The organism is Sediminibacterium goheungense, from assembly GCF_004361915.1.
Taxonomy (GTDB): domain Bacteria; phylum Bacteroidota; class Bacteroidia; order Chitinophagales; family Chitinophagaceae; genus Sediminibacterium; species Sediminibacterium goheungense.
The window spans coordinates 148,368-171,309 of sequence record NZ_SNWP01000012.1; the positions used below are offsets into that span (position 1 = coordinate 148,368).

The 22,942-nt window shown below is 44.1% G+C and carries 16 protein-coding genes; 9 read left to right on the forward strand and 7 right to left on the reverse strand.

What is annotated here, in order from left to right; all coding sequences use genetic code 11:
* The first annotated feature begins 115 nt into the window (after positions 1-115).
* From BC659_RS13175 to BC659_RS13215, 9 genes are all read left to right on the forward strand, one after another.
* Positions 116-1,807 (forward strand): DEAD/DEAH box helicase, encoded by a 1,692-nt coding sequence (locus BC659_RS13175; protein WP_133475264.1) that lies wholly within the window; start codon positions 116-118, stop codon positions 1,805-1,807.
* Between the two features lie 86 nt (positions 1,808-1,893).
* Positions 1,894-2,979: a chorismate mutase gene (locus tag BC659_RS13180; protein WP_133475265.1), complete on the forward strand. Its 1,086-nt coding sequence runs from the start codon at positions 1,894-1,896 to the stop codon at positions 2,977-2,979.
* 23 nt (positions 2,980-3,002) lie between these two features.
* Positions 3,003-4,022 carry a 3-dehydroquinate synthase gene (gene aroB / locus BC659_RS13185; protein WP_133475266.1) on the forward strand — a complete coding sequence of 340 codons (1,020 nt, stop codon included), beginning with the start codon at positions 3,003-3,005 and terminating at the stop codon, positions 4,020-4,022.
* Positions 4,023-4,064: 42 nt separating this feature from the next.
* A complete protein-coding gene (gene aroA, locus BC659_RS13190) occupies positions 4,065-5,357 on the forward strand; it encodes a 3-phosphoshikimate 1-carboxyvinyltransferase (RefSeq protein ID WP_133475267.1) in 1,293 nt (430 codons plus the stop codon).
* A 32-nt stretch (positions 5,358-5,389) separates the two neighbouring features.
* Entirely contained in the window at positions 5,390-6,382 is a 993-nt protein-coding gene (locus BC659_RS13195) for a chorismate synthase (RefSeq protein WP_133475268.1), read from the forward strand.
* A gap of 24 nt (positions 6,383-6,406) precedes the next feature.
* The gene (locus BC659_RS13200; protein ID WP_133475269.1) at positions 6,407-6,724 is read left to right on the forward strand and encodes a DUF952 domain-containing protein; all 318 of its coding nucleotides are present in this window, start codon (positions 6,407-6,409) and stop codon (positions 6,722-6,724) included.
* A complete protein-coding gene (locus BC659_RS13205) occupies positions 6,721-7,026 on the forward strand; it encodes a thiamine-binding protein (protein ID WP_133475270.1) in 306 nt (101 codons plus the stop codon). Before BC659_RS13200 ends, BC659_RS13205 begins: the two co-directional genes overlap by 4 nt.
* A gap of 258 nt (positions 7,027-7,284) precedes the next feature.
* Entirely contained in the window at positions 7,285-7,833 is a 549-nt protein-coding gene (locus BC659_RS13210; RefSeq protein WP_133475271.1) for a septal ring lytic transglycosylase RlpA family protein, read from the forward strand.
* Positions 7,834-7,905: 72 nt separating this feature from the next.
* Positions 7,906-9,270 (forward strand): OmpA family protein, encoded by a 1,365-nt coding sequence (locus BC659_RS13215; RefSeq protein WP_133475272.1) that lies wholly within the window; start codon positions 7,906-7,908, stop codon positions 9,268-9,270.
* Between the two features lie 222 nt (positions 9,271-9,492).
* On the opposite strand, the gene murB is transcribed toward BC659_RS13215, so the two are convergent.
* From murB to gltB, 7 genes are all read right to left on the reverse strand, one after another.
* A complete protein-coding gene (murB, locus tag BC659_RS13220) occupies positions 9,493-10,524 on the reverse strand; it encodes a UDP-N-acetylmuramate dehydrogenase (RefSeq protein WP_133475273.1) in 1,032 nt (343 codons plus the stop codon).
* 17 nt (positions 10,525-10,541) lie between these two features.
* Positions 10,542-12,995: a replication restart helicase PriA gene (gene priA / locus BC659_RS13225; RefSeq protein ID WP_133475274.1), complete on the reverse strand. Its 2,454-nt coding sequence runs from the start codon at positions 12,993-12,995 to the stop codon at positions 10,542-10,544.
* Positions 12,996-13,007: 12 nt separating this feature from the next.
* Positions 13,008-13,766 (reverse strand): lysophospholipid acyltransferase family protein, encoded by a 759-nt coding sequence (locus BC659_RS13230; protein WP_246027144.1) that lies wholly within the window; start codon positions 13,764-13,766, stop codon positions 13,008-13,010.
* 85 nt (positions 13,767-13,851) lie between these two features.
* Positions 13,852-14,880, reverse strand: a complete 1,029-nt coding sequence (locus BC659_RS13235) for an outer membrane beta-barrel protein (RefSeq protein WP_133475275.1) — start codon at positions 14,878-14,880, stop codon at positions 13,852-13,854.
* 187 nt (positions 14,881-15,067) lie between these two features.
* Positions 15,068-16,456: an ammonium transporter gene (locus BC659_RS13240; protein ID WP_133475276.1), complete on the reverse strand. Its 1,389-nt coding sequence runs from the start codon at positions 16,454-16,456 to the stop codon at positions 15,068-15,070.
* 231 nt (positions 16,457-16,687) lie between these two features.
* Positions 16,688-18,160, reverse strand: coding sequence for a glutamate synthase subunit beta (locus tag BC659_RS13245; RefSeq protein WP_133475277.1), 1,473 nt, complete (start codon positions 18,158-18,160; stop codon positions 16,688-16,690).
* Positions 18,161-18,294: 134 nt separating this feature from the next.
* The gene (gltB, locus tag BC659_RS13250) at positions 18,295-22,815 is read right to left on the reverse strand and encodes a glutamate synthase large subunit (protein WP_133475278.1); all 4,521 of its coding nucleotides are present in this window, start codon (positions 22,813-22,815) and stop codon (positions 18,295-18,297) included.
* Positions 22,816-22,942 lie beyond the last annotated feature (127 nt).

Genomic DNA, 22,942 nt, shown 5'->3' on the forward strand with positions numbered 1-22,942 from the left:
GTGGAGATGTTTTACTCACTATTGACTACTGACTACTCACTTCGGCCCCCCAAAGGGGCCAAATAAAACCCGCAAAGCCCCTGATAATTGGGTAACTTTGCAAAAAATTTTATACATGACGACATTTGAAGCGTTAGGAATTGATGCGAGACTGGTACAGGCGACCGACGAGTTGGGGTATGTGAACCCAACACAGATTCAGGAACAGGCTATACCCATTCTGTTGAGTGGGACGAAAGACTTTATTGGTCTGGCCCAAACCGGAACAGGTAAAACGGCTGCTTTTGGTTTACCACTCTTACATGTGATCGACGCAAAAGCAAAACATCCACAGGCACTCGTGGTATGTCCAACCCGTGAACTCTGTTTACAGATTGTAAAAGAGATTGAACTGTTTAAAAAATATGTGACCGGTGTTTCGGTAGTGGCAGTTTATGGAGGGGCATCTATTGGTTTACAAATACGTGACCTGAAAAGAGGTACACAGATTGTAGTGGCTACACCCGGTCGATTGATTGACCTGATTGAAAGAAAAGCGATTAACCTGGAAGAAATTAAGTATGTAGTACTCGATGAAGCAGATGAAATGCTGAACATGGGTTTTCAGGATGATATTGAGTTCATTCTGAAGAACACACCTCAGCGTGAAAGCACCTGGTTATTCAGTGCTACCATGCCACCCGAAATCAGAAAGGTAAGCAAGCGTTACATGAAAGAGCCTGCTGAAGTAACCGTAGGAAAAGTGAATACGGCGAATAAGAGCATCGATCATCAGTTTTATGTAACCAGTTCACAACACCGCTATGAGACCCTGAAAAGAATCATCGATTTTAACCCGGGTATCTATGGTATTATTTTTACCCGAACCAAAATTGATGCACAGGAGATTTCAGAACGCCTTACCCGTGAAGGTTATGATATTGATGCATTGCACGGTGATCTTACACAGGGGCAACGTGATAAGGTAATGGGACAGTTCAGGGATAAAAGCCTGCAGCTACTCATAGCAACCGATGTGGCTGCACGTGGTATTGATGTGCAGGGAATTACCCACGTAATTAACTACGAATTGCCGGATGATGTGGAAGTGTACACACACAGAAGCGGAAGAACCGGAAGAGCGGGTAATGTAGGTATCTGTATTTCTATTGTACACAGCAAAGAAATGTACAAGCTGAAGCAGATTGAAAGAATCAACAATTCAAAATTTCATAAACTGGATATCCCGAGTGGTAAAGATGTGTGCCGTAAACAGTTTTTCCATTTCATGGATAAATTATTGTCGGCTGATATCAGCCATGGTGATTATGAAACCTATGTACCCATGCTGGCAGAGAAATTTGCCGATATCAGCAAGGAAGATGTGTTGAAGCGTGTGGCTGCCATGGAATTTGATCGTTTCCTCAAATATTATGAAAATGCGGAGGACCTCAACTTCCGTGAAAGAGGCCGGAGAGAGCAAAGTGAATCTGCTGATCAGGGGCGTCGCAGAGATGCCGGAAAAGGCGATAACAGAAAAGAATACAAACGTGGTGGTGGGTATAGCCGCCTGTTTGTAAACCTCGGTACCAAAGATGGTTTTTATAAAGCCAGTTTTCTGCAGTTTGTGTTAGACATGAGTGATCTTAAGAAAGATGTGTTGGGTAAGATTGATATGAAAGACATGAACAGCTGGATTGAAATAGAAAAAGGCGCTGCCAACCAGATGATCCGTGCATTGGATGGAAAGAACTACAAAGGAAGAAGAATCCGTATGAACGATGCAGATAGTGGAGGTGGCAGAAAGCCGAGAAGAGGGGAAGAATAAATCTTTGATTTTTTGATTTTTGATTTGATGAATTAATAGTCGATCAAAAATCAAAAAATCAAAAAATCATAGATCAAACATTCATAATGGAGCAAGCAATCGAACAAAAAACAGGAGTGGAGGCTTTGTTGCAGAAGCGTCCGCTGATCATCTCAGGCCCATGCAGTGCAGAGACTGAGGAGCAGGTAATTGAAACAGCCACCAGACTGGCGGCTACCGGTAAAGTAGATATTCTGCGTGCAGGTATCTGGAAACCACGTACACGTCCGGGTAGTTTTGAAGGTATCGGAACCAAGGGTTTACCCTGGTTACAACAGGCCAGAAAAGCTTCTGGCTTACCTGTGGCGGTGGAAGTAGCTACCGGTAAGCAGGTAGAAGATGCACTGCATTTTGATGTGGATGTTTTATGGATCGGTGCCCGTACAACAGTAAACCCATTCAGTGTACAGGAAGTAGCGGATGCATTAAAGGGTGTAAAAGTGCCTGTCTTGATTAAGAACCCGATTAATCCCGATCTGGAACTCTGGATTGGTGCGGTGGAACGTGTAGCCAAATCGGGCATCGAAGATATCGGACTGATTCACCGTGGCTTTAGCTCCTATGGTAATACAGAATACCGCAATGCGCCCATGTGGCACCTTGCGATTGAAATGAAAAGACGTAACCCGGGTATGCTGCTGATCAATGATCCTTCGCATATCTGTGGTAGAAGAGATATACTGATGGATGTGGCACAGAAAGCAATTGACCTCGACTTTGATGGGTTAATTATTGAGAGCCATATTGATCCGGATAATGCATGGAGCGATGCCAAGCAACAGGTAACACCTGAAAGACTGGGTGAAATGATTGGCTCGATCATCTGGCGTAAAGAAGACATCAGTTCCGAAGAACTGCATGCCGCCATGGAGAAAATGCGTCAGCAGATTAACCAGTTGGATGATGAACTGTTGCAATTGCTCGGACAAAGAATGAAAGTGGCCGATAAGATTGGTCAGTACAAGAAAGATAACAATATCACCATCCTGCAAACCAATCGCTGGAATGCCATTCTCGACAGGGCCTTTGCGAAAGGAGATAAGCTGGGATTGAGCCGTGAGTTTATTACCAAGTATTTTGATGCCGTACACATGGAAAGTATCAATCACCAGAATAAGATCATGAACGCTTAGCAGATCAGGATTGATAGAATCGTATGAAAAAAAGAAGTTTTCAGTTTTCATCGAAAACCGTACAGTATTATTTCGATGCCTCATTTGATCTGCTGGAGAAGATTGCAGGTAAAGAAAGAGCGGTACTGGTAACAGATGAACATGTTTTTGCCGCCCATAAAAAGAAATTCAAAGGCTGGAACACCATCGTATTAAAACCGGGGGAAGCATTTAAAGTGCAGCAAACGGTAGATGTACTGATTGACCAGTTGATTGATATGGGTGCCGACAGAAAAACCATACTGGTCGGTGTAGGTGGTGGTGTGATTACAGATATTACCGGTTATGTGGCAGGTATTTATATGCGTGGGATTGACTTTGGTTTTGTACCCACCAGTTTACTCGCCATGGTAGATGCATCGAATGGTGGAAAGAACGGAATTGATGTAGGCGTGTATAAAAATATGGTAGGACTCATTCGTCAGCCTTCCTTTCTTTTGTACGATTACAGCCTGCTTTCTTCGCTACCGCTGGCTGAGTGGCAGAATGGTTTTGCAGAAATTATTAAACATGCCTGTATTAAAGATGCGGCAATGTTTAAGCTGTTACAGGAACAAAGCCTTCCCAAATTCAGAAAAGACAAACAACTGCTGGCGCAACTGGTGGAGCGAAATGTGCTGATTAAAACCAAAGTGGTATTGAATGATGAGTTTGAACAGGGTGAACGCAAGCTGCTCAATTTTGGTCATACACTCGGACATGCCATTGAAAATATGTATGAGTTGAGTCATGGTCAGGCCATTAGTATTGGTATGACTTATGCCGCCATCATATCACAGCAATTGAAAGGCTTTAAGGAAGCAGATGCGGTAATGGCTCTGTTGAGTCGGTATGGCCTGCCTACACTGGCTGAATTTGATAAAAAGAAAGCCTTCAAAGTATTGCAGAAGGATAAGAAAAAAGACAGTGTAAGTATTCACTATATACTGCTGGAAAAAACAGGAAAAGGTGTTGTACAGCCCCTGTTATTTGTGCAGCTCGAAGAAATTTTTAAACAGTTTTGATGAATCCGTTACTGCTCTTGCAGCAGTTTAGCTTAGTTGATTATGCAGGTAACTATACAGCCATCCGTTATACAGGGAACCATCAGGGCCGCTGCTGGCAAAAGCAGTATGCAGCGGGCCTGTGCAGCTGCTTTATTGCGTAAGGGTAACACTCGTATTGTAAACCCCGGCAAGAGCAATGATGACCTCGCAGCATTGGATGTGATTCAAAAACTGGGTGCCCGTATTCAGTACGATGATCAGGGTGACCTGCTGATTGAATCGGCCGGTGTACAGCCGATGGATAAAACAATTAACTGTGGGGAAAGCGGACTCGGTATCCGTATGTTTACGCCGATTGTGGCGTTGAGTCCGGAAGCATTGGTGATTCATGGTACCGGTAGCCTGGTTAACCGCCCCATGCATTTTTTTGATGAGATACTTCCCCAACTGGGTGTTCGTATTCAATCGAATGAAGGCAAAGTGCCCCTGCAAATTCAGGGCCCCCTTAGGCCTGCCAATATTGAGGTTGACGGATCGCTCAGCTCTCAGTTTCTGACAGGTTTACTGATGTCTTTTGCCGCAGCCGGTGCCGACAATGTTACCATAACAGTAAAAGAACTCAAGAGCAAACCCTATATAGACCTTACCCTGAAAGTGCTGGCAGATTTTGGATGGAAAGTGACACATGATCAGTATGAACAGTTTCATTTTCATGCAACAACTGTTGCGGATCATACAACCATGACCTATGCCGTGGAAGGCGACTGGAGTGGTGCAGCTTTTCTGCTGGTAGCTGGTGCTATTGCAGGTGGTATTACCGTAACAGGTCTGGATGTATTTTCTACCCAGGCCGATAAAGCCATTCTGCAGGCATTGATGGATTGCGGTTGCAGCCTCTCGGTGCAGGAAAAACAGATTGAAATAGCCCCGCTGCCTTTAAAAGCATTCCATTTTAATGCCACAGACTGCCCGGATCTCTTTCCGCCATTGGTGGCACTGGCAGCTTACTGTGAGGGTACTACCGTTATTGAAGGGGTGAGTAGGCTTTCACATAAAGAAAGTGACCGTGGGCTTACTTTACAGCAGGAGTTTGCTAAATTGGGTATTGAAATTGTGCTGCAGAACGATCTGATGCTGGTAAAAGGAGGAACAGGTGTAAAAGGAGCAAGGGTTCATTCCCGTCACGACCACCGTATTGCCATGGCCTGTGCGGTAGCAGCATTAAAAGCAGAAACTGCCGTAACCATTGAAGATGCCGATGCCATCAATAAATCATACCCCGATTTTTATGACCATCTGAAAAAGTTAGGGGCCGATCTTTCAATCGACCTTCCTCTAACCCCTAATACCTAACACCTAATCCCTAATCCCTAAACGCTACAATTTTGAACTCATTCGGACGCATATTCAGGATCCATATTTTTGGAGAGTCGCATGGCGATTGTGTAGGACTGGTAATCGATGGTTGTCCGGCAGGACTGCCACTTACGGTTGAGGAATTTCTGCCCGATCTGGAGAGAAGAAAAGGTGGGGTACAGAAAGGAACCACGCCACGCAAAGAGGATGATATTCCTATTTTTAAAACCGGCCTGTTCAATGGTAAAACTACGGGCGCGCCTTTAACCATACTTTTTGAAAATAAGAATACCCGTAGCGGTGATTATGAAAAGCAACGTTCGGTACCAAGACCCGGACATGCCGACTTTACGGCACATGCAAAATATGGAGGGTATGAGGATTTCAGGGGTGGTGGACATTTTAGTGGCAGGCTCACCGTTTGTCTGGTAGCCGCAGGTGTTATTGCCAGGAAATTGATGCAGGCAGTGGACATCAGGGCTGAAATACTGGAGATCGGGGGTGAAAAGGACCTGGAAGCCGGGTTACAAAAAGCCATTGATCAGAAAGACAGTATTGGTGGTATTGTAGAATGCAGGGCATCGGGGTTACCTGTAGGATTGGGAGAGCATTTTTTCGACTCGGTAGAATCGGTATTGTCGCATGCTGTTTTTTCCATTCCAGCCATCAAGGGTATTGAATTTGGGGCGGGTTTTGCAGCTGCGGGTATGTTTGGCACTGAGCACAACGATGCCATGATAGATGCCGCCGGAAAAACGGCTACCAATCATGCAGGTGGTGTTGTGGGAGGTATTACCAATGGTAATGAACTTGTTTTCAGGGTAGTAGTAAAGCCTACCTCGTCTACACCCAAAGAACAGCAGACCTGGAACTGGGATCATAATCAGGTAGAACCTTTCTCGGTAAAAGGCAGACACGATTTATGTATCGCCCTTCGCGTGCCTGTAGTGCTGGAATCGGTTACAGCATTGGTGCTGGCAGATTTAATGATGTTAGAGCAAAAAATAAATAAGATATTATAAGTAGTTAATTTTCAAAATGATAGAATGAATAGTCAGTCTGAATTTATATACCATATCACAACAAAGGATCAGTGGGAGAGAGCGAAAGAATTGGGTGCTTATGAAGCCGATAGTCTGGCTACCGAAGGGTTTATTCACTGCAGTACGGAAGACCAGGTGGCCGGGGTGCTGGATCGTTATTATAAGGGGCAGACCGGATTGGTGAAATTAACCATCGAGCGCAGTAAAATTGAGCGACCTTTGATTTTTGAACTCGCAGGCTCCATTAATGAAGTATTCCCGCATATTCATGGCCCTCTGAACCTGGATGCCGTGGTAGATATAACCCCTGTTTTGTCATGAACCATCCCCATATTGTCAGTGCGGCCATTCAACTGGTGCCCGTAGAGGCCGGTAATAAGCATCCTTATGTGTGGATTGATGAAGTAATTGAAATTATTAAACAGGAAGGCTTATCCTGTGAAGTAGGTCCGTTCTCAACCTCTATAGATGCTGATTATAAATCTATTATGAGGGTTGTTGATAAAATTAATGTATATCTTTTGGCGAAAAACTGTCCCGAATGGCTGTTAAACGTGCAGATTCAGGTCCGGTCCGGTGGAGATATGAGTTCTGATGAAAAACTTGCCGGCCATAGGGGTTAAAACGGTTCGTTTCCCTGGGCTTTCTGCTTTTAAGCGTTTTATTAACTCTCCGCGCACTTTTTTATTTATTTCTTATTAAGTTATTGATAATCAATTTTATAATTTATTTCAGGTAAATTTATTATTGAATTATTGGAGGAACTTTGGCATGGTGTTTGGGTAGTCGGGGCATAACAAGCTGTGCATATCCTTATTTGCATTTTCATGTGCCGATGAGTATTTTACCCTGTATAAGGGGGCCAGTGATAAAAGAACATCATGAAAACCATTGTATACCTGATTGTCTTACTCGTTTTCCTCCTGCCTTCCGGGGCCAGGCTGGAACCATCGGGTATGCCCATGCTCAGGGATACCATTCCTTCAACTGATACCTTACCCATACTTAAGGCTGATAGCAGTTTACGGATCGCCGATAGTCTGTTGATCACGGGTGATTCTCTCAGCTCATTTGATTCCTTTACGCTTGTAGGTAAACCTGTGAAGGGAATGGCCAGTTATTACAGTAAGAAATTTGAGGGTCGGAAAACGGCAACAGGTGCTATTTTCAGGCATTCGAAACTAACTGCTGCCAGTAATCAGTTTCCATTGAATTCAATGGTTAGGGTAACCAATCTTAAAAATAACAAAAGCATCATCGTGTTGATCAATGACCGTATGCACAATAAAATGAAGAAAAAGGGCAGGGTGGTAGATCTCACCAGAAATGCGGCTAAAGAGCTTGATTTTGTAAAAACGGGTATCGCCCGGGTCATGGTGCAGGCGATCATTCCTTATACTAAAAAGCCGATGGGTATAAGTTCGGAATAACTTAAACTTATCATAATTTTCGGAAAATCAGTTTCACCCTGTATTTTTGTGACAATTAATAAAAACCTGTTTATGAAGAAACTGCTTTTTTCTTTATTAGCCAGTGGTTTGGTTGTAACTGCTTTTGCACAAAATGCACCTGTCAGTTATAAAAAAAGACCCTCACTTGGTATCAACTTTGTGTTAAAAGATATGTACACTTCTGATGCCATCGGCAGAAGTTCTATTTCTTCGGTTATTTCAAACAAACAGTGGACTCCCTTCAGTCAGCTGGATCCAGGATTGAGTGTACAGTATTTTCAGGGACTGAGTGAGTATGTAGATTTTCAGGCTACACTTACAGGTTCATTTGTAAAATATCCTTTTTACCGCAAGAGTGGCGTTAATCCAACTACCTCAAACAAGTTTCTGGTGGAACTGGACGCTTCTGCGAATATTAAATTACTGACTGATAAATATGTGGTGGTTCCTTACCTGACTTTTGGTTTGGGTGCTTCTATGTACAGCGGTACCTATTTTGCGGCCTATGCTCCTGCAGGTATGGGACTTCAGTTTAACCTGGGTCAGGAAACTTTCCTGCACACTCAGTTTGTGCATAGATCAGCCATTTCTAACCTGGCTGTAAATAACCTGGCCTATTCTATCGGTATTGCTTCTCCATTGAAAGATAAAAAGGAACCTGTTCTTGTTACCCCTCCACCAGCTCCGGAGCCTGTTGTTGAAAAAGATACAGACGGTGATGGTATTGTGGACAGCAAAGACAAATGTCCTACAGTAGCAGGTACCGCTAAATACAATGGTTGCCCTGTTCCTGATACAGATGGCGACGGCATCAACGACGAAAACGATAAATGCCCAACTGTAAAAGGCCTGGCGAAATATGATGGTTGTCCTGTTCCTGATACGGATAAAGATGGTATCAATGATGAAGAAGATAAATGTCCTACTGTAGCCGGTGTTGCGCGTTACCAGGGTTGTCCCGTTCCTGATACGGATAAAGACGGTGTAAATGACGAAGAAGATAAATGTCCTACCGTACCAGGTGTTAAAGAAAACAATGGTTGTCCTGCTGTAAAAGAAGAAGTGGTGAAAAAAGTAGCTGCCAGTGCGAAGAATGTATTCTTTGTAACCGGAAGTGCGAAACTGCAAACCAAATCATATAAGGCACTGGATCAGGTTGTGGCTATTCTGAAAGAAGATGCTGCCCTTAAACTGGATATTGAAGGTCATACCGATAATACCGGTAGCGATAAAATCAACGTTCCATTGAGCCAGAACCGTGCGAAAGCCGTTCATGATTACATCGTTAGCAAAGGTATTGATGCATCAAGACTTTCATCTGAAGGTTATGGTTCTTCTAAACCTGTTGCTGATAATAAAACAGCTGCTGGCCGCTCACAGAACAGAAGAGTGGAAATGAAGCTGAAGTATTATTAACCGAACCTTTCTATAAGATTTTTAAAAGCCCCGGATAAATATTCCGGGGCTTTTTAGTTATCAGGTTTGCCGGATTGTAAACAGTAGCTGAAAGAAACGTCTCTCATTCTTCCCTTCTCCCTGCAAAAAAGCCTTGTAATGGGATGTGTACAAAACAGCAGAGATATTTTTGCAGGGAGAAGGGAAGAAAGGGAGGATATATATTATCGGGGGGAAAGTGGATCAGATGATGTTCACTTCTCTTTCGAGACGTACACCGAATTTTTGGAGAACAGATTCGATGATTTCGTTTGATAGCTTGAATATATCGGCACCGGTTGCATTGCCGTAATTTACCAGTACCAGGGCCTGTTGCTGATGGCAGCCGGCATCGCCTTTACGGTAGCCTTTCCAGCCGCACTGTTCAATGAGCCAGCCGGCAGCTAGTTTGATTCTCGCAGTATTGGTTGGATAACCTACAATGCCCGGAAATTCTTCCTGCAGCCGTTTAAAATGATTTTCTGAAATGGTTGGGTTCTTGAAAAAACTACCCGCATTGCCCAGTTGCTGAGGGTCGGGTAATTTAGATTGTCTGATATTGATTACAGCCCTGGCAATGGCAGCAATGTTCAGGTCTTTTACACCCATTTTCTCCAGTTCCTGTGTAATGGCGCCATAAGAAGTATGGTATACCGGAACCTTATTTAGTTTATAGGTAACGCTGGTAATGATGAAACGGTTTCTGTATTTCTCTTTAAAAACACTTTCCCTGTAACCGAATCCACAATCGTTCAGTGTGAAGGTTTCCTTGTGTTTTTCATTGATATGCCAGGCTTCGAGTGAGTGAAATACATCTTTGATTTCAACACCATACGCACCGATATTCTGCATGGGAGAAGCCCCAACACTGCCCGGAATAAGACTCAGGTTTTCAATGCCTGCATAATTTTTTTCAATACAATAACAAACAAAGTCATGCCAGTTTTCTCCTGCCTGGGCTTTAACGTAGTAATGATCGGTATCTTCCTTTACCAGTTCAATACCCTTTAGTTCATTGCGGAGTACAAGCCCGTCCACATCTCTCGTTAATAAAATATTGCTGCCGCCTCCGAGAATATGCATGGGCATATAAGGCAGATGCTGATATTGTTCGAGCAGTTCCTGCATCATTTCATGCGACTGAAAAGCGGCAAAGAATCTGGCCTTTACATCAAAGCCAAAGCTATTGTATGCTTTGAGTGAATAGTCGGGTAAAAAATACGTGTTAGAATACATGATGTTTCCCCGCAAGCTTATAATGGATCAACGTTCACTATGATTCTAACGGCACTATAGCGCTTATTGGCATGAAGAATGGCGGCCTGTTGCATGATCATCTGCTTACATTGGCTGATACGTTGCATGTCTTTAGGGAGTTTTATCAATAATTCCCAAAGATATTGGTTTCTGATTCTGTCTATCACCGGTTGGGCCGGTCCGCTGATATCCTTAGGAAAATGTGGAGAAAGCCCTCCCATCATGATATTGGCAGCTTCTTCTGCTATATGCTTCTCTTTGTGTTTAAAGATCAATTGAATGATCCGGGTAAAGGGTGGATACCCGAATTCTTTTCTGTTAATCATTTCATACCGGTACAATGCATCATAATCGTGGTTTTGTACAAATGATAATACGGGATGCAGGGCATTGCTTACCTGAATGAGTACACGGCCAAGGTCATCCTTCCGGCCGGCCCTTCCGCTTACCTGTTCCATTAACTGAAAGGCTTTTTCATTCACCCTGAAGTCTGTAAAGCCGAGAATACCATCTGCATCGATGATGCCTACCAGGTTTACATGTTCAAAATCGAGCCCTTTTACCACCATCTGTGTGCCAACCAGTATATCCAGTCTTCGCTGTTCAAATAATTTAATCAGTGCATCATGGTCGTTCTTGCCTTTCACACTGTCATAATCCATCCGGGCAATTTTTGCATCCGGGAAATATTCATTCAGCAATTCTTCAATCTGTTCTGTACCGAAATTCTTCTGGGTAAAGTCGTGACTGCCACAGGCAGCACAGGTATGGATCACCGGATAATGCGTGCCACAGTAATGACAGGTGAGTTTGTTTTTGAACTTATGGTAGGTGAGTGTTACATCACAGTTCTGGCATTCTGGTATCCAGCCGCAGGTATTGCAGATCTGATAAGGCGCATAACCTCTTCTGTTCTGGAAGAGGATGACCTGTTTTTGTTGTTCCAGTGATAACCTGATCGCTTCCAGCAGGGGTTCTGTAAAAGCGATTTTTACTTTCTGCTGGTATTTTTTTACATCTACCAGTTCAATCCTCGGAAGCTTTGCATCGCCAAATCTTTCGGTTAAACGAACCAGTCCGAATTTATCCTGCTCGCAGTTATAATAGCTTTCAATAGAAGGAGTGGCACTGCCCAGTAAAACCTTTGCCTGAAAAAGACTTCCATAATAAATTGCTGCGTCCCTTGCATGGTAACGTGGCGCAGGATCCTGTTGTTTATAGGAGTTATCATGCTCCTCATCGGCAATAATGAGGGAAAGTTTTTTAAAGGGCAGGAACAATGCCGATCTGGCGCCCAATACAATTTTTATTTCGCCTGTTTTTACCTTGTTCCATATTTCCACCCTTTCATTCGCATTGAATTTGGAATGATAAATGGCAATCTGTCCGCCAAAATATTCCTGCAGTCTGCGAATCATTTGTGCGGTTAAGGCAATTTCAGGGAGCATATACAAAACCTGATCGCCTTTATCTAATTGCTCCTGTATGAGTTGTGTATATACCTGCGTTTTACCACTGGCCGTTACACCGTGCAGCAGGCATACCTGTTTGGTTTGAAAAACCTGCTGTACCGCTGCCAGGGCTTTTTCCTGTGCAGGAGAGAGTGTGAAACTGATATTACTGTTTTGATCCCCGAGTTGTATGCGGTCCGTGCTTCTTTTTTCTGCTATCAAAATGCCTTTGTCGATCAGTCCTTTCAATTGGGCGACACTGGCACCGGCTTTTTTGAGTAATTCGGGTTGAATCACCGTGCCTTCTGTTTTAAGCAGATGGAGAAAGGCCAATAACAGTTCCATCTGTTTGGGTGCTTTGCTCCAGTTGTTGAGTAATTCGGCCAGCTGGTCCTCATTTCTATAGGCAGGGGCCAGTTCAATATAAGTCTGTTTTTTCTCTGTATATTTTTCTTTCAGTTCTTCCCATACATAACAGACTTCTTTTTCGATCAGTTTTTTTACAACCGGATACACATGTGTAACATCGAGCAGGTTCTGCACTTCACTGATCCGCAGTTCTTTCTTCAGTTCCAGTGCCTCGGCTACTATATATTCATTGTCTGATAGATCGCTGAAATTGATGGATCTTTCTTCGTTCCAGATAAGGATGCTTTCGCTGGACAATTTAAGGTTGGCGGGAACAGCAGCCTGCATTACTTCACCTTCACTGCACATATAATAACCGGCCATCCATTCCCAAAACTTTAATTGTTCGGCATGGAGTATGGGCTCCTGATCGAGCACATTGATGATATCGCGTGGATTGAATGCTTCCGGTTTTTCGGCAAATATTTTTTTGATAATGCCTGCATATTTTTTTCTTCCACCCAGCATCACTTCAACACGAATACCCGGCTGTACCACTTCCCGGTAATGTTCAGGTATGGCCCAGGTATAGTTTTTAGGTAAAGCGAGTGGTATAATAATTTCTGCAAACAAGGATCTATCAATTTCCATCAAAAATAAGGCTTACACAACGGAATAGTTCCGGTATCGGCGCAAGCCCGCATCCATGATATCGTAGACCTGTTGTCGGAGTGCAGGAATATCTTTCATGGTCATACCAGCCACAGGTATTTCCTGCAGGTAGATAACCCTGTTTTTACCTGGCGTTAATGACAGGATACTGTTATAGTGTAATCTTTCCAATGTATCTACCAGGAGGAGTGGTTTGATGGGGGTTTCTGTTTCAATGGCGATACGGAAAGCGCCATCAAAAAAATCTTTTAATGGGTGAGGCGTTTCATTAAATGTGCCTTCTGGGAAAATGAAAATAGAAATACCTTGTTTGAGTGCTGCTTTTAAGGCACGTACACTTTTGGATCTGGTTTCAGCATTTTTTCTGTCAACCAGCACCACCGCAGCACGGTATATCCAGCCGAATACCGGAATTTTTACCATTTCATATTTGCCGAGTATCCGTATGGGTTGATGGCTGATGAGTACCAGTGGCGGAATATCCATATAGGAAATATGATTGGCTACGAAAATGTATTGGCGTGTATTGTCGTGCGGGTATTCAAATATTTCTTTGTGTCGGATACCGATCAGAAAGTACCAGCTCCGGGCCCAAAGCATACAGAGTTTGTAGATGAGGTTGCCACCGGTAATTTTCCCAAACGAGAGGGCGATTAATACAAAGGGAAAAACAACCAGCATAATGCCTACAAACAATACAAAAGCATACACACAATAGATCCATTGAACGGGCTTCAGCAATACATTCATAAGCCGAACTTAAAGAAAAAAGCCGATCAGCCTCTGGCCGATCGACTTTTATTCTCTCTCATGTGAGTTGTCCTAAGGGTTTAGGTCAGAATTTATATACGGCAGCAAGTATAAAAGCTGCGGATGTTTTGGTGCCGGTACTGCTAGCCCCTTTAAAGAAAACAGGCTGTTGCGAATTGTCGACCCTGAATTCCGGAATAATAGTCAGGTTATCAACTTTCAGGTTAGCTGATAAAGTAGTGGCAAGCATTTTGCCGCCAATGCCGATAGGTGTATTCTTGCGGTCATCAAAATAATCCTGTCTGAGTGTGAACCCAACAGCAGAGCTGGGGTCGTAATTCAGGTACATTGCATGACTTTTCCAACTGGAAGAACTGCCGCCGATTTTGTAAGACTGCAGGCTGCCATCGTAACTAATACCCCATTTATCGGCAAGTGCGCCGGTTACTACGAGGTTATACTGTGTGATGCCTGCACCGCCCTGAAAATTGAGGTAGGCTTTTACCTTATCATTGCTGGTAGCTGTGCTGAATTGTGCCAGAAAGAATTTGGCAGAAGAACTGGTGGTACTATAATCGGTTGGATTGGCAATACCTACCATCATAGCGCTTTTGCCACCCAGTGAAATATCTGCTTTGATACCTGTGTGGAAGAAGGGACCAAATGAAAAGCCGTAAGACATACTATAGTTTCTGTTACCGGCGGCATCTACCAGTTCATAGCCCACATGTGTGGCCCATTTACCCATGGTGAATTTCACTTTGTCTGATGCTGCATAGGTGAGGTACATTTGTTTTATAGAAGCCAGTGAGCCCGCATCATTGTAAGAGAACTCCTGGGCCCTGCGGCCAAAACCAAGATCGGCCGTAGCAGTTACCTTGCCGACCGTATGATCAACTTTAAAAGTGGCCATACCCAGTTCAAAAGAATTCTGTGAATTGGTGAAGCTGGTAAAATTGTTGGTTTTGCCGGGAGCATCAGAAAATCCATAACGGTAATACGCATCAATGGCACCGGAGAAAGTGGTGACGGCTTTTTTAGTTGAATCGCTTTGTGCGTTGATGGAAAGAAAGCTGAATAGCAGACACGAAAAGGCTGAAATTTTCTTTAACATTGCAGAAGGTTTTATGATTAACAAATAGGTACAGCCGGTAAACCTGGTCAGAGGTTTATCATATGGCTGTACCTTACTTTTTTAATAAGAAATAAAGAAATAAGAAACAAGAGACAAGGAGCAAGATTCAAGAGACAGGGGATAAGAGTCTTGATCCCTGTCTCTTGAAACCTTGTTTCTTATACTATTATTCGGCGATGGCGCTTTCTTTGAGAATGCCATTGTTTTCTACCAATAAAGTGCCCTGTACATATTTTTCATTGTGCTGGGTAGCATCGAGTCCGATGATTTCTTCTTCAGAGCTTACACGTAAGGGCAGTATGAAATTGATGAATTTGAAAATACCATACGATACCACAAAGCTGTATGCCACAACAATGCCCAATGCTTTTACCTGAGTGAAGAAAAAGGTGGCATTGCCATAGAATAAACCATCTGCGCCAGCACTGTTAACGGTTTTGGTAGCAAAGATGCCTGTCAGTAACATACCTACCATACCGCCGATACCATGACAGGGGAACACATCCAGCGTATCGTCGAGTTTTGATTTTGATTTATAGTACACCGCTATATTGGAAACAATGGCTGCGATGACACCAACAAAAATAGATTGTGGAATGGCTACGAAACCTGCTGCGGGTGTAATGGCTACCAGTCCAACAACGGCACCAATACAGAAGCCCAGTACAGAAGGTTTTTTACCCCTCAGTACATCAAAAAACATCCATGATAAACCGGCAGCGGCAGCTGCTGTATTTGTGGTAGCAAAAGCAGAAACAGCCAGCGGACCAGCGCCCACAGCAGAACCCGCATTAAAACCAAACCAGCCAAACCATAATAAACCGGTACCGATTAATACATAGGGGAGGTTGGCAGGTGGAATCTCTTTTTGTTCCACATGTGCCTGTCTGCGTTTTAATACCAAAGCTCCCGCGAGGGCTGCACAACCGGCTGAAATATGCACAACAGTACCTCCTGCAAAATCGAGGGCGCCCATTTTAAAGAGGAAGCCTTCAGGGTGCCAGGTCCAGTGTGCGATCGGTGCATATACCAGCAAGCTGAACAGTGCGATAAAGAGAATATAAGAAGTGAACTTTATACGCTCTGCCACCGCACCCACCACGAGTCCGGGGGTAATGATGGCAAACATCAGTTGAAAAAGCGCAAAGAGGGTAATGGGAATGGTAGGGGCCAGACTCCAGGGAGCACCTGAATTAATGCCCTTGAAGAACAGGTGGGTGGTTGGGTTGCCGATAAAGCCACCGATTGATTCACCAAAACAAAGGCTATAGCCTACAAAGACCCAGAGTATACTCACTACGCCGGTAGCTACCACACTTTTAATCATGGTTGAAATAACGTTTTTACGGTGCACCATACCACCGTAAAAGAAAGCCAGCCCCGGCGTCATTAAAAATACCAGGGCGGTTGCAACAAGGATCCATGTAATATCTGCTGCACTGTAAGCACCTGCTTCGTCTGTAAAGTTGGGGAGAGAGGGAACGAACAGTGCAGCTACAGCTACTGCAACCAGTGCAATAAAAGGAGCGGCCTGCTGGAATGTCAATTTTTTCATGCTAGTTAGGGTATTTTTACGTTATAAAATATTTTAATAAATATTTATAATTCAATAATACTAATAAAAAATGATAAATTCTAAACAATTATTAACATTTTATATTTTGTAATTTAATTTATTCAGTTTGGGAAAATGTCATGAAATCAATCTAAGTGATTGATTTATAAACTAAAAAAGCCTACTGTATGGCTACAGTAGGCTTTTGAAAATAATAAATATAAAAAATAATTATGTATTAACTAAGTAGCTTTGGTCCTTCGATTCGAGTACTGATGAGCCCATTAGGTATTGATCAACCCTTCTTGCGCATTCTCTGCCCTCACTAATGGCCCAAACCACCAGCGACTGCCCCCTCCGCATATCACCCGCCGTAAATATCTTGGGTATATTGGTCTGAAACTTCTTTTCATCGGCCCTTACATTGCCTCTCTCATCCAGTTCCACACCCAGCTCTTCAATCAATCCATCGTGTTGCGGATGCAAAAAACCCATGGCCAGTAAAGCCAGCTCACAGGGTATTTCCCGCTCTGATCCGGCGATTTCTTCAAATCCTGCCGGTTTATCTGTGGTAGAGGCCTTCCACTGCAGGTCTACGATCTGTAAAGCTTTCAGTTGACCCTGTTCATCACCCAGAAAAGCCTTGGTGGCCACTGCCCATTGTCTGTTGGCGCCTTCTTCATGCGAGGAAGTGGTTTTGAGGGTCATAGGATAGGTTGGCCAGGGCATCTGTGCCGTTCTCTGTTCAGGCGGCTTGGGTAACAGTTCCAATTGCGTTACCGAATAAGCACCCTGTCTGTTTGAAGTGCCCACGCAATCGCTTCCTGTATCACCACCGCCAATCACCACTACATTTTTTGCAGTCGCAAAAATATCGGCAGTTATTACGGGTTCATTCGATACACGCTGGTTCTGCTGCTTTAAAAAATCCATCGCAAAATGAACACCTTTCAAATCCCTGCCGGGTATATTGAGGTTTCTCGGAACCGTAGAGCCACCGGCCAGTACAATGGCCTGAAACTCCCGCAGCAAATCATTGATGCCTATATTCACACCCACATTGGCATTGCACCTGAACACCACACCTTCTTTTTCCATCAGCTGTATCCTGCGCTCTACCACCCATTTCTCCAGCTTGAAATCGGGAATACCATAACGCAATAAACCACCCGGTGCAGCATCTCTTTCAAAAACAGTTACCAGATGTCCCGCATAATTTAATTGCGCGGCGGCGGCAAGTCCGGCCGGACCAGAACCCACCACTGCAATTTTTTTACCCGTGCGTACATTCGGTGTGCGTGGCTGTACAAAACCCTTATCGAAAGCAATTTCAATAATATGCTTCTCAATTTCTTCAATGGTAACGGGCGGTTGATTGATACCTAATACACAGGCACTTTCGCAGGGGGCAGGACAAATTCTGCCGGTGAACTCGGGGAAATTATTGGTGGCACTTAATAGCTCATAAGCTTCTTCCCAGCTTTCGCGGTAAACAGCATCATTGAATTCGGGAATGATATTGCCCAGCGGGCATCCATTATGACAAAACGGAACGCCGCAGTTCATACAACGGGCCGACTGTTGATTCAGTGTTTCGTCGGGCAGGCGCTCTACAAATTCTTTATAGTCCTGAATGCGCTCCTCCGCCTTTCTCTTTCCGGGAAGGGTTCGTGTAAATTCAAGAAATCCTGTTGGTTTACCCATGGTGTTTTATTTTTTGAGCCTATGGCTTATAGCTTATGGCGTATAGTAGATGGCATATGGTAAATGCGCTAAAGCCGATTTGCTATTCGCTATTAACTATAAGCCATTAGCCATAAGCTATTACCCATACGCCATTAGCTATACACTATCTGCTCTTTTTGTTTCAGTGCTTTTTTATAATCGCTCGGGAATACTTTAATAAAATTTTTCTGTTGGTTCTCAAAATCGTCCAGTATAAAACGTGCTACTGTGCTGTTTGTGTACGCATAGTGTTTTGTGATCATGCCGTGCAGAAAACTGATATCATCGGGTTCCAGTGGATCGAGTTCTACCATTTCCTTATTACATCTTTCGGCAAACAAGCCACTTGCATTGTAGATATAGGCAATGCCGCCACTCATACCGGCTGCAAAATTTCTTCCGGTATCTCCCAGTATTACGGCTCGGCCACCGGTCATGTATTCGCAACCATGATCACCCACGCCTTCTACCACTACATTGGCGCCGGAATTTCTCACTGCAAAACGTTCACCGGCTTTTCCCCTGATGAATGCTTCGCCCGATGTAGCGCCATACAAAGCCACATTGCCAATAATGATATTTTCTTCCGGCACAAAGCTGGCTTGCTTATACGGGTATACAATCAGTTTAGCGCCACTCAGTCCCTTACCAAAATAATCATTGGCATCGCCTTCCAGTTCCAGTGTAATGCCTTTTGTATTGAAGGCACCAAAACTTTGTCCGGCTGTTCCGGTGAAATTGAAGTGAATGGTATCATCCGGTAATCCTTCTGCGCGGTATATTTTGGTGATTTCATTGGAAAGAATAGTGCCTGCTGTTCGATCGGTATTTTTTATCGGCATCGATGCACTAACAGGTTCTTTTCTTTCCAGTGCAGGTGCGGCAGCTTTTAATAATTTCCAGTCGAGTACCTCATTCAATCCATGGTCCTGTTCTTCCTGTTTGTATAATCCTGTATACAGTGATTCAGGTTCTTTGTACAATACGGCGGAAAGATCAAGCTTATCATATTTCCAGTGTGAAATATTGTCTCTCATTTCCAGTGCATCTACCTGACCAATCATTTCATGGATGGTTCTGTATCCCAGTTCGGCCATGATTTCCCTGAGTTCCTGTGTAATGAATCTGAAGAAGTTTACCACATGATCCGGATCGCCAGCAAATCTTTTTCTCAGTTCAGGATCCTGTGTGGCCACGCCAACGGGACAGGTATTCAGGTGGCATTTGCGCATCATGATACATCCTTCCACAATTAAAGCAGCTGTGGCAACACCCCATTCTTCCGCACCCAATAAAGTGGCAATGGCAATATCACGACCCGTTTTCATTTGTCCGTCTGCCTGCACCACAATACGGCTCCTTAATTTATTCTTTACCAATGTCTGGTGTGTTTCTGCCAGTCCGAGTTCCCAGGGCAATCCGGCATGTTTGATGGAACTGATGGGGGATGCCCCTGTGCCACCATCATGTCCGGATATCAACACCACATCCGCTTTTGCTTTAGCCACGCCTGCTGCAATGGTGCCTACACCTGCTTTCGATACCAGCTTCACATTGATGCGTGCCGCACGATTCGCATTTTTTAAATCGAAAATCAATTGTGCCAGGTCTTCAATAGAATAAATGTCATGGTGTGGTGGTGGTGATATCAATCCAACACCGGGTGTGGCATGTCTGGTTTTACCAATCCATTCATCTACTTTATGTCCGGGTAATTGTCCACCTTCGCCTGGCTTGGCACCCTGTGCCATTTTAATTTGTAATTCATCGGCTTCCGTAAGGTATAAACTCGTAACGCCAAACCTGGCAGATGCCACCTGTTTAATCGAAGAGCGCATCGAGTCGCCATTGGCCAGTGGGGAATAACGTATTTCGTCTTCACCACCTTCGCCCGTATTGCTTTTGCCACCGAGCCGGTTCATCGCAATGGCCAGTGTGGTATGCGCTTCCCAGGAAATAGAACCGAACGACATAGCGCCGGTGGCAAATCTTTTGTAGATAGCTTCTGCTGGTTCTACTTCATCAATGGAAACGGATGGACGGTTTCTCTTGAACTGAAAGAGACTGCGCAGTGTACAGGCTTTCTCTGACTGATCGTTGATGAGTTTTGAATATTTCTTGAAGGTGTTATAATCGTTTGTTTTGGTAGCATGTTGCAGAAGATGAATGGTCTGCGGATTAAAGAGATGAAATTCTCCTTTTCTTTTCCATTGGTACACACCACCTACCGGTAAACGATCAACCGGAATTTCTTTTTTACCAAAAGCAAAATAATGTTTGGCCAAAGTTTCCCTGGCAATTTCATCCAGTCCCATGCCCTCAATTCTTGAAGTGGCACCGGTGAAATAAATATCCACTACTTTTTTATTCAGTCCGATGATTTCAAAAATCTGTGCACCCTGGTAGGATTGCAAGGTAGAGATACCCATTTTTGAAAACACTTTCAGCAAGCCTTCATTAACGGCTTTGATATAATTTTTCTTGAGGTAATCTGCATCCAGTGTTGTTTTGAGTTTACCGCTCAGTTTCATATCTCTGATAGAAGAGAGTGCGAGATAAGGGTTGATGGCGGTGGCACCAAAAGCAATTAGACAGGCGAAGTGATGCACTTCCCAAACATCACCCGCTTCTACAATGATGCCTACCTGACCACGGTATCCTTTTCTGATAAGGTGGTGGTGTACGGCAGCAGTGGCGAGTAAGGAGGGCATGGGGGCGTGGTCCGAATCGATCGCCCGGTCTGTGAGGATGATCACTTCAAAACCATCTTCCACCGCATCCACCGCATAACGGCAAAGCCTGTCCAGTCCTGCTTTTAATGAACCAGGCTTGCCATCGGCCCGAAAATAAGTCTGTAATGTTTTGGCCTGAAAAATGCCGGTATCAATACTGCGTATTTTCTCTAATTCATGATTGGTGAGTACGGGTTGTTTGAGTGCTACACTATGACAGGCCAGTGGATCCTCTACCAGCAGATTGCCATTACTGCCGGCAAAAGTAGCCAGTGACATTACCATGCGTTCGCGAATGGGATCGATGGGTGGGTTGGTTACCTGTGCAAAGAGCTGTTTGAAATAACTGCTCAGGTGTTGTGGTTGATCGCTCAGAACAGCGAGGGGTGTGTCTGTGCCCATGGAGCCAATTGGTTCTTTGCCATCGAGTGCCATCGGTGCAATAATGGTATCCAGGTCCTCGGTTGAATAACCAAAAGCTTTCTGGTATTTGAATACCTGATCGTGTTCGAGGTGGGTGAACATAACACGTGGTTCCGGTAATTCCTCAAGTCTGATTTTATATTTATTCAACCATTCTGCATAAGGTTTCTGTGAACAGATTTGCTGCTTCAGTTCTTCATCGCTGATGATGCGTCCCTGCTCCATATCTACCACAAACATTTTACCGGGCTGCAGTCTGCCTTTTTCAATAATGGTGGCGGGATCAACAGGTAGTACACCTGTTTCGGAAGCCATGATGACACGGTCGTCGTTGGTTACACAGTATCGCGATGGACGTAACCCATTTCTGTCGAGTGTGGCACCTATTATTTTTCCATCGGTAAAAGAAATGGAAGCGGGGCCATCCCATGGTTCCATCATACAGGCATGGTATTCGTAGAAAGCTTTTTTTACGGCATCCATTTCATCATTGCCATCCCAGGCTTCGGGTATCAGCATCATCATTACATGTGGCAATGAGCGACCGGTAAGCGTGAGCAGTTCAATCATGTTATCGAGACAGGCCGAGTCGGATTGTCCGTTGGTAACGATCGGCAAGAGCATTTCCATTTCTTCTTTGCTGAAGAAAGGAGAGGTGAAGCCTTTTTCACTGGTACGTAACCAGTTGAGGTTACCCTGCAGTGTATTAATCTCGCCATTGTGCGCTATGTAACGGAAGGGTTGTGCCAGTTTCCAGGAAGGGAAGGTATTGGTAGCAAAACGGGAGTGTACCAGTCCGAATGCAGAAACCACTCTTTTATCGCTGAGGTCGGGGAAATAGCCCCTTACCTGTGTACTGGTGAGTTGTCCCTTATACACAATGGTTTTATAGGAAAGTGAAGCGAGGTAAAAACCGATCTCGTCTTTCTTAACGGTATTGTTGATGGTATGTGAAGCGTAATTGCGTAATACAAAAAGCTTGCGTTCAAATTCATCGGCCTGTGTAATATGGTCGGGACAGGCAATGAATACCTGTTCCATGACGGGCTCAACGGAGAGTGCTGTTTTGCCGATATCGGTGGTGTTAACGGGTACCTTGCGGTAGCAGAGAATGTCAAGTCCGAGTTTTTCTGCTGAGCGATTGAAAATATCGCGGCATTCTTCACGTAGTCTTAATTCTTTGGGGAAGAAGATGGTGCCAACGCCATACCTGCCTACGGAAGGTAGGTGAACGCCTTGTTTGATACATTCATCGAAGAAGAACTCATGGGGTATCTGTATCATGATACCGGCGCCATCGCCCGTATTGCTTTCGCAGCCACAGGCGCCACGGTGTTCCATGTTTTCCAGCACGGTAAGGGCATCTGTGATGTGCTGGTGCGATTTACTACCCTTGATATTTGCTACGAACCCAATGCCACATGCATCATGTTCAAAGCTTGGGTCATACAAACCCTGGCTGTTTCTTGAAACAAGCATTTGCAACCGAATTAAAGTTCAGGAAATAGAATGGCAGGCAATCGGTACTAAATTAATTAAAAAAATGAAGATTTTGAAATAAGTTATTCAGTAAATGTGAATATTGATTGAATTTTATTCAAAATTG

Coding starts and splice junctions, on each gene's coding strand:
- aroA (WP_133475267.1), top strand. CDS start 4,065: ATGCAGGTAACTATACAGCCATCCGTTATACAGGGAACCATCAGGGCC.
- BC659_RS13205 (WP_133475270.1), top strand. CDS start 6,721: ATGAACCATCCCCATATTGTCAGTGCGGCCATTCAACTGGTGCCCGTA.
- BC659_RS13180 (WP_133475265.1), top strand. CDS start 1,894: ATGGAGCAAGCAATCGAACAAAAAACAGGAGTGGAGGCTTTGTTGCAG.
- BC659_RS13200 (WP_133475269.1), top strand. CDS start 6,407: ATGAATAGTCAGTCTGAATTTATATACCATATCACAACAAAGGATCAG.
- BC659_RS13245 (WP_133475277.1), bottom strand. CDS start 18,160: ATGGGTAAACCAACAGGATTTCTTGAATTTACACGAACCCTTCCCGGA.
- BC659_RS13210 (WP_133475271.1), top strand. CDS start 7,285: ATGAAAACCATTGTATACCTGATTGTCTTACTCGTTTTCCTCCTGCCT.
- BC659_RS13235 (WP_133475275.1), bottom strand. CDS start 14,880: ATGTTAAAGAAAATTTCAGCCTTTTCGTGTCTGCTATTCAGCTTTCTT.
- priA (WP_133475274.1), bottom strand. CDS start 12,995: ATGGAAATTGATAGATCCTTGTTTGCAGAAATTATTATACCACTCGCT.
- BC659_RS13240 (WP_133475276.1), bottom strand. CDS start 16,456: ATGAAAAAATTGACATTCCAGCAGGCCGCTCCTTTTATTGCACTGGTT.
- BC659_RS13215 (WP_133475272.1), top strand. CDS start 7,906: ATGAAGAAACTGCTTTTTTCTTTATTAGCCAGTGGTTTGGTTGTAACT.
- BC659_RS13175 (WP_133475264.1), top strand. CDS start 116: ATGACGACATTTGAAGCGTTAGGAATTGATGCGAGACTGGTACAGGCG.
- murB (WP_133475273.1), bottom strand. CDS start 10,524: ATGTATTCTAACACGTATTTTTTACCCGACTATTCACTCAAAGCATAC.
- BC659_RS13230 (WP_246027144.1), bottom strand. CDS start 13,766: ATGAATGTATTGCTGAAGCCCGTTCAATGGATCTATTGTGTGTATGCT.
- gltB (WP_133475278.1), bottom strand. CDS start 22,815: ATGCTTGTTTCAAGAAACAGCCAGGGTTTGTATGACCCAAGCTTTGAA.
- aroB (WP_133475266.1), top strand. CDS start 3,003: ATGAAAAAAAGAAGTTTTCAGTTTTCATCGAAAACCGTACAGTATTAT.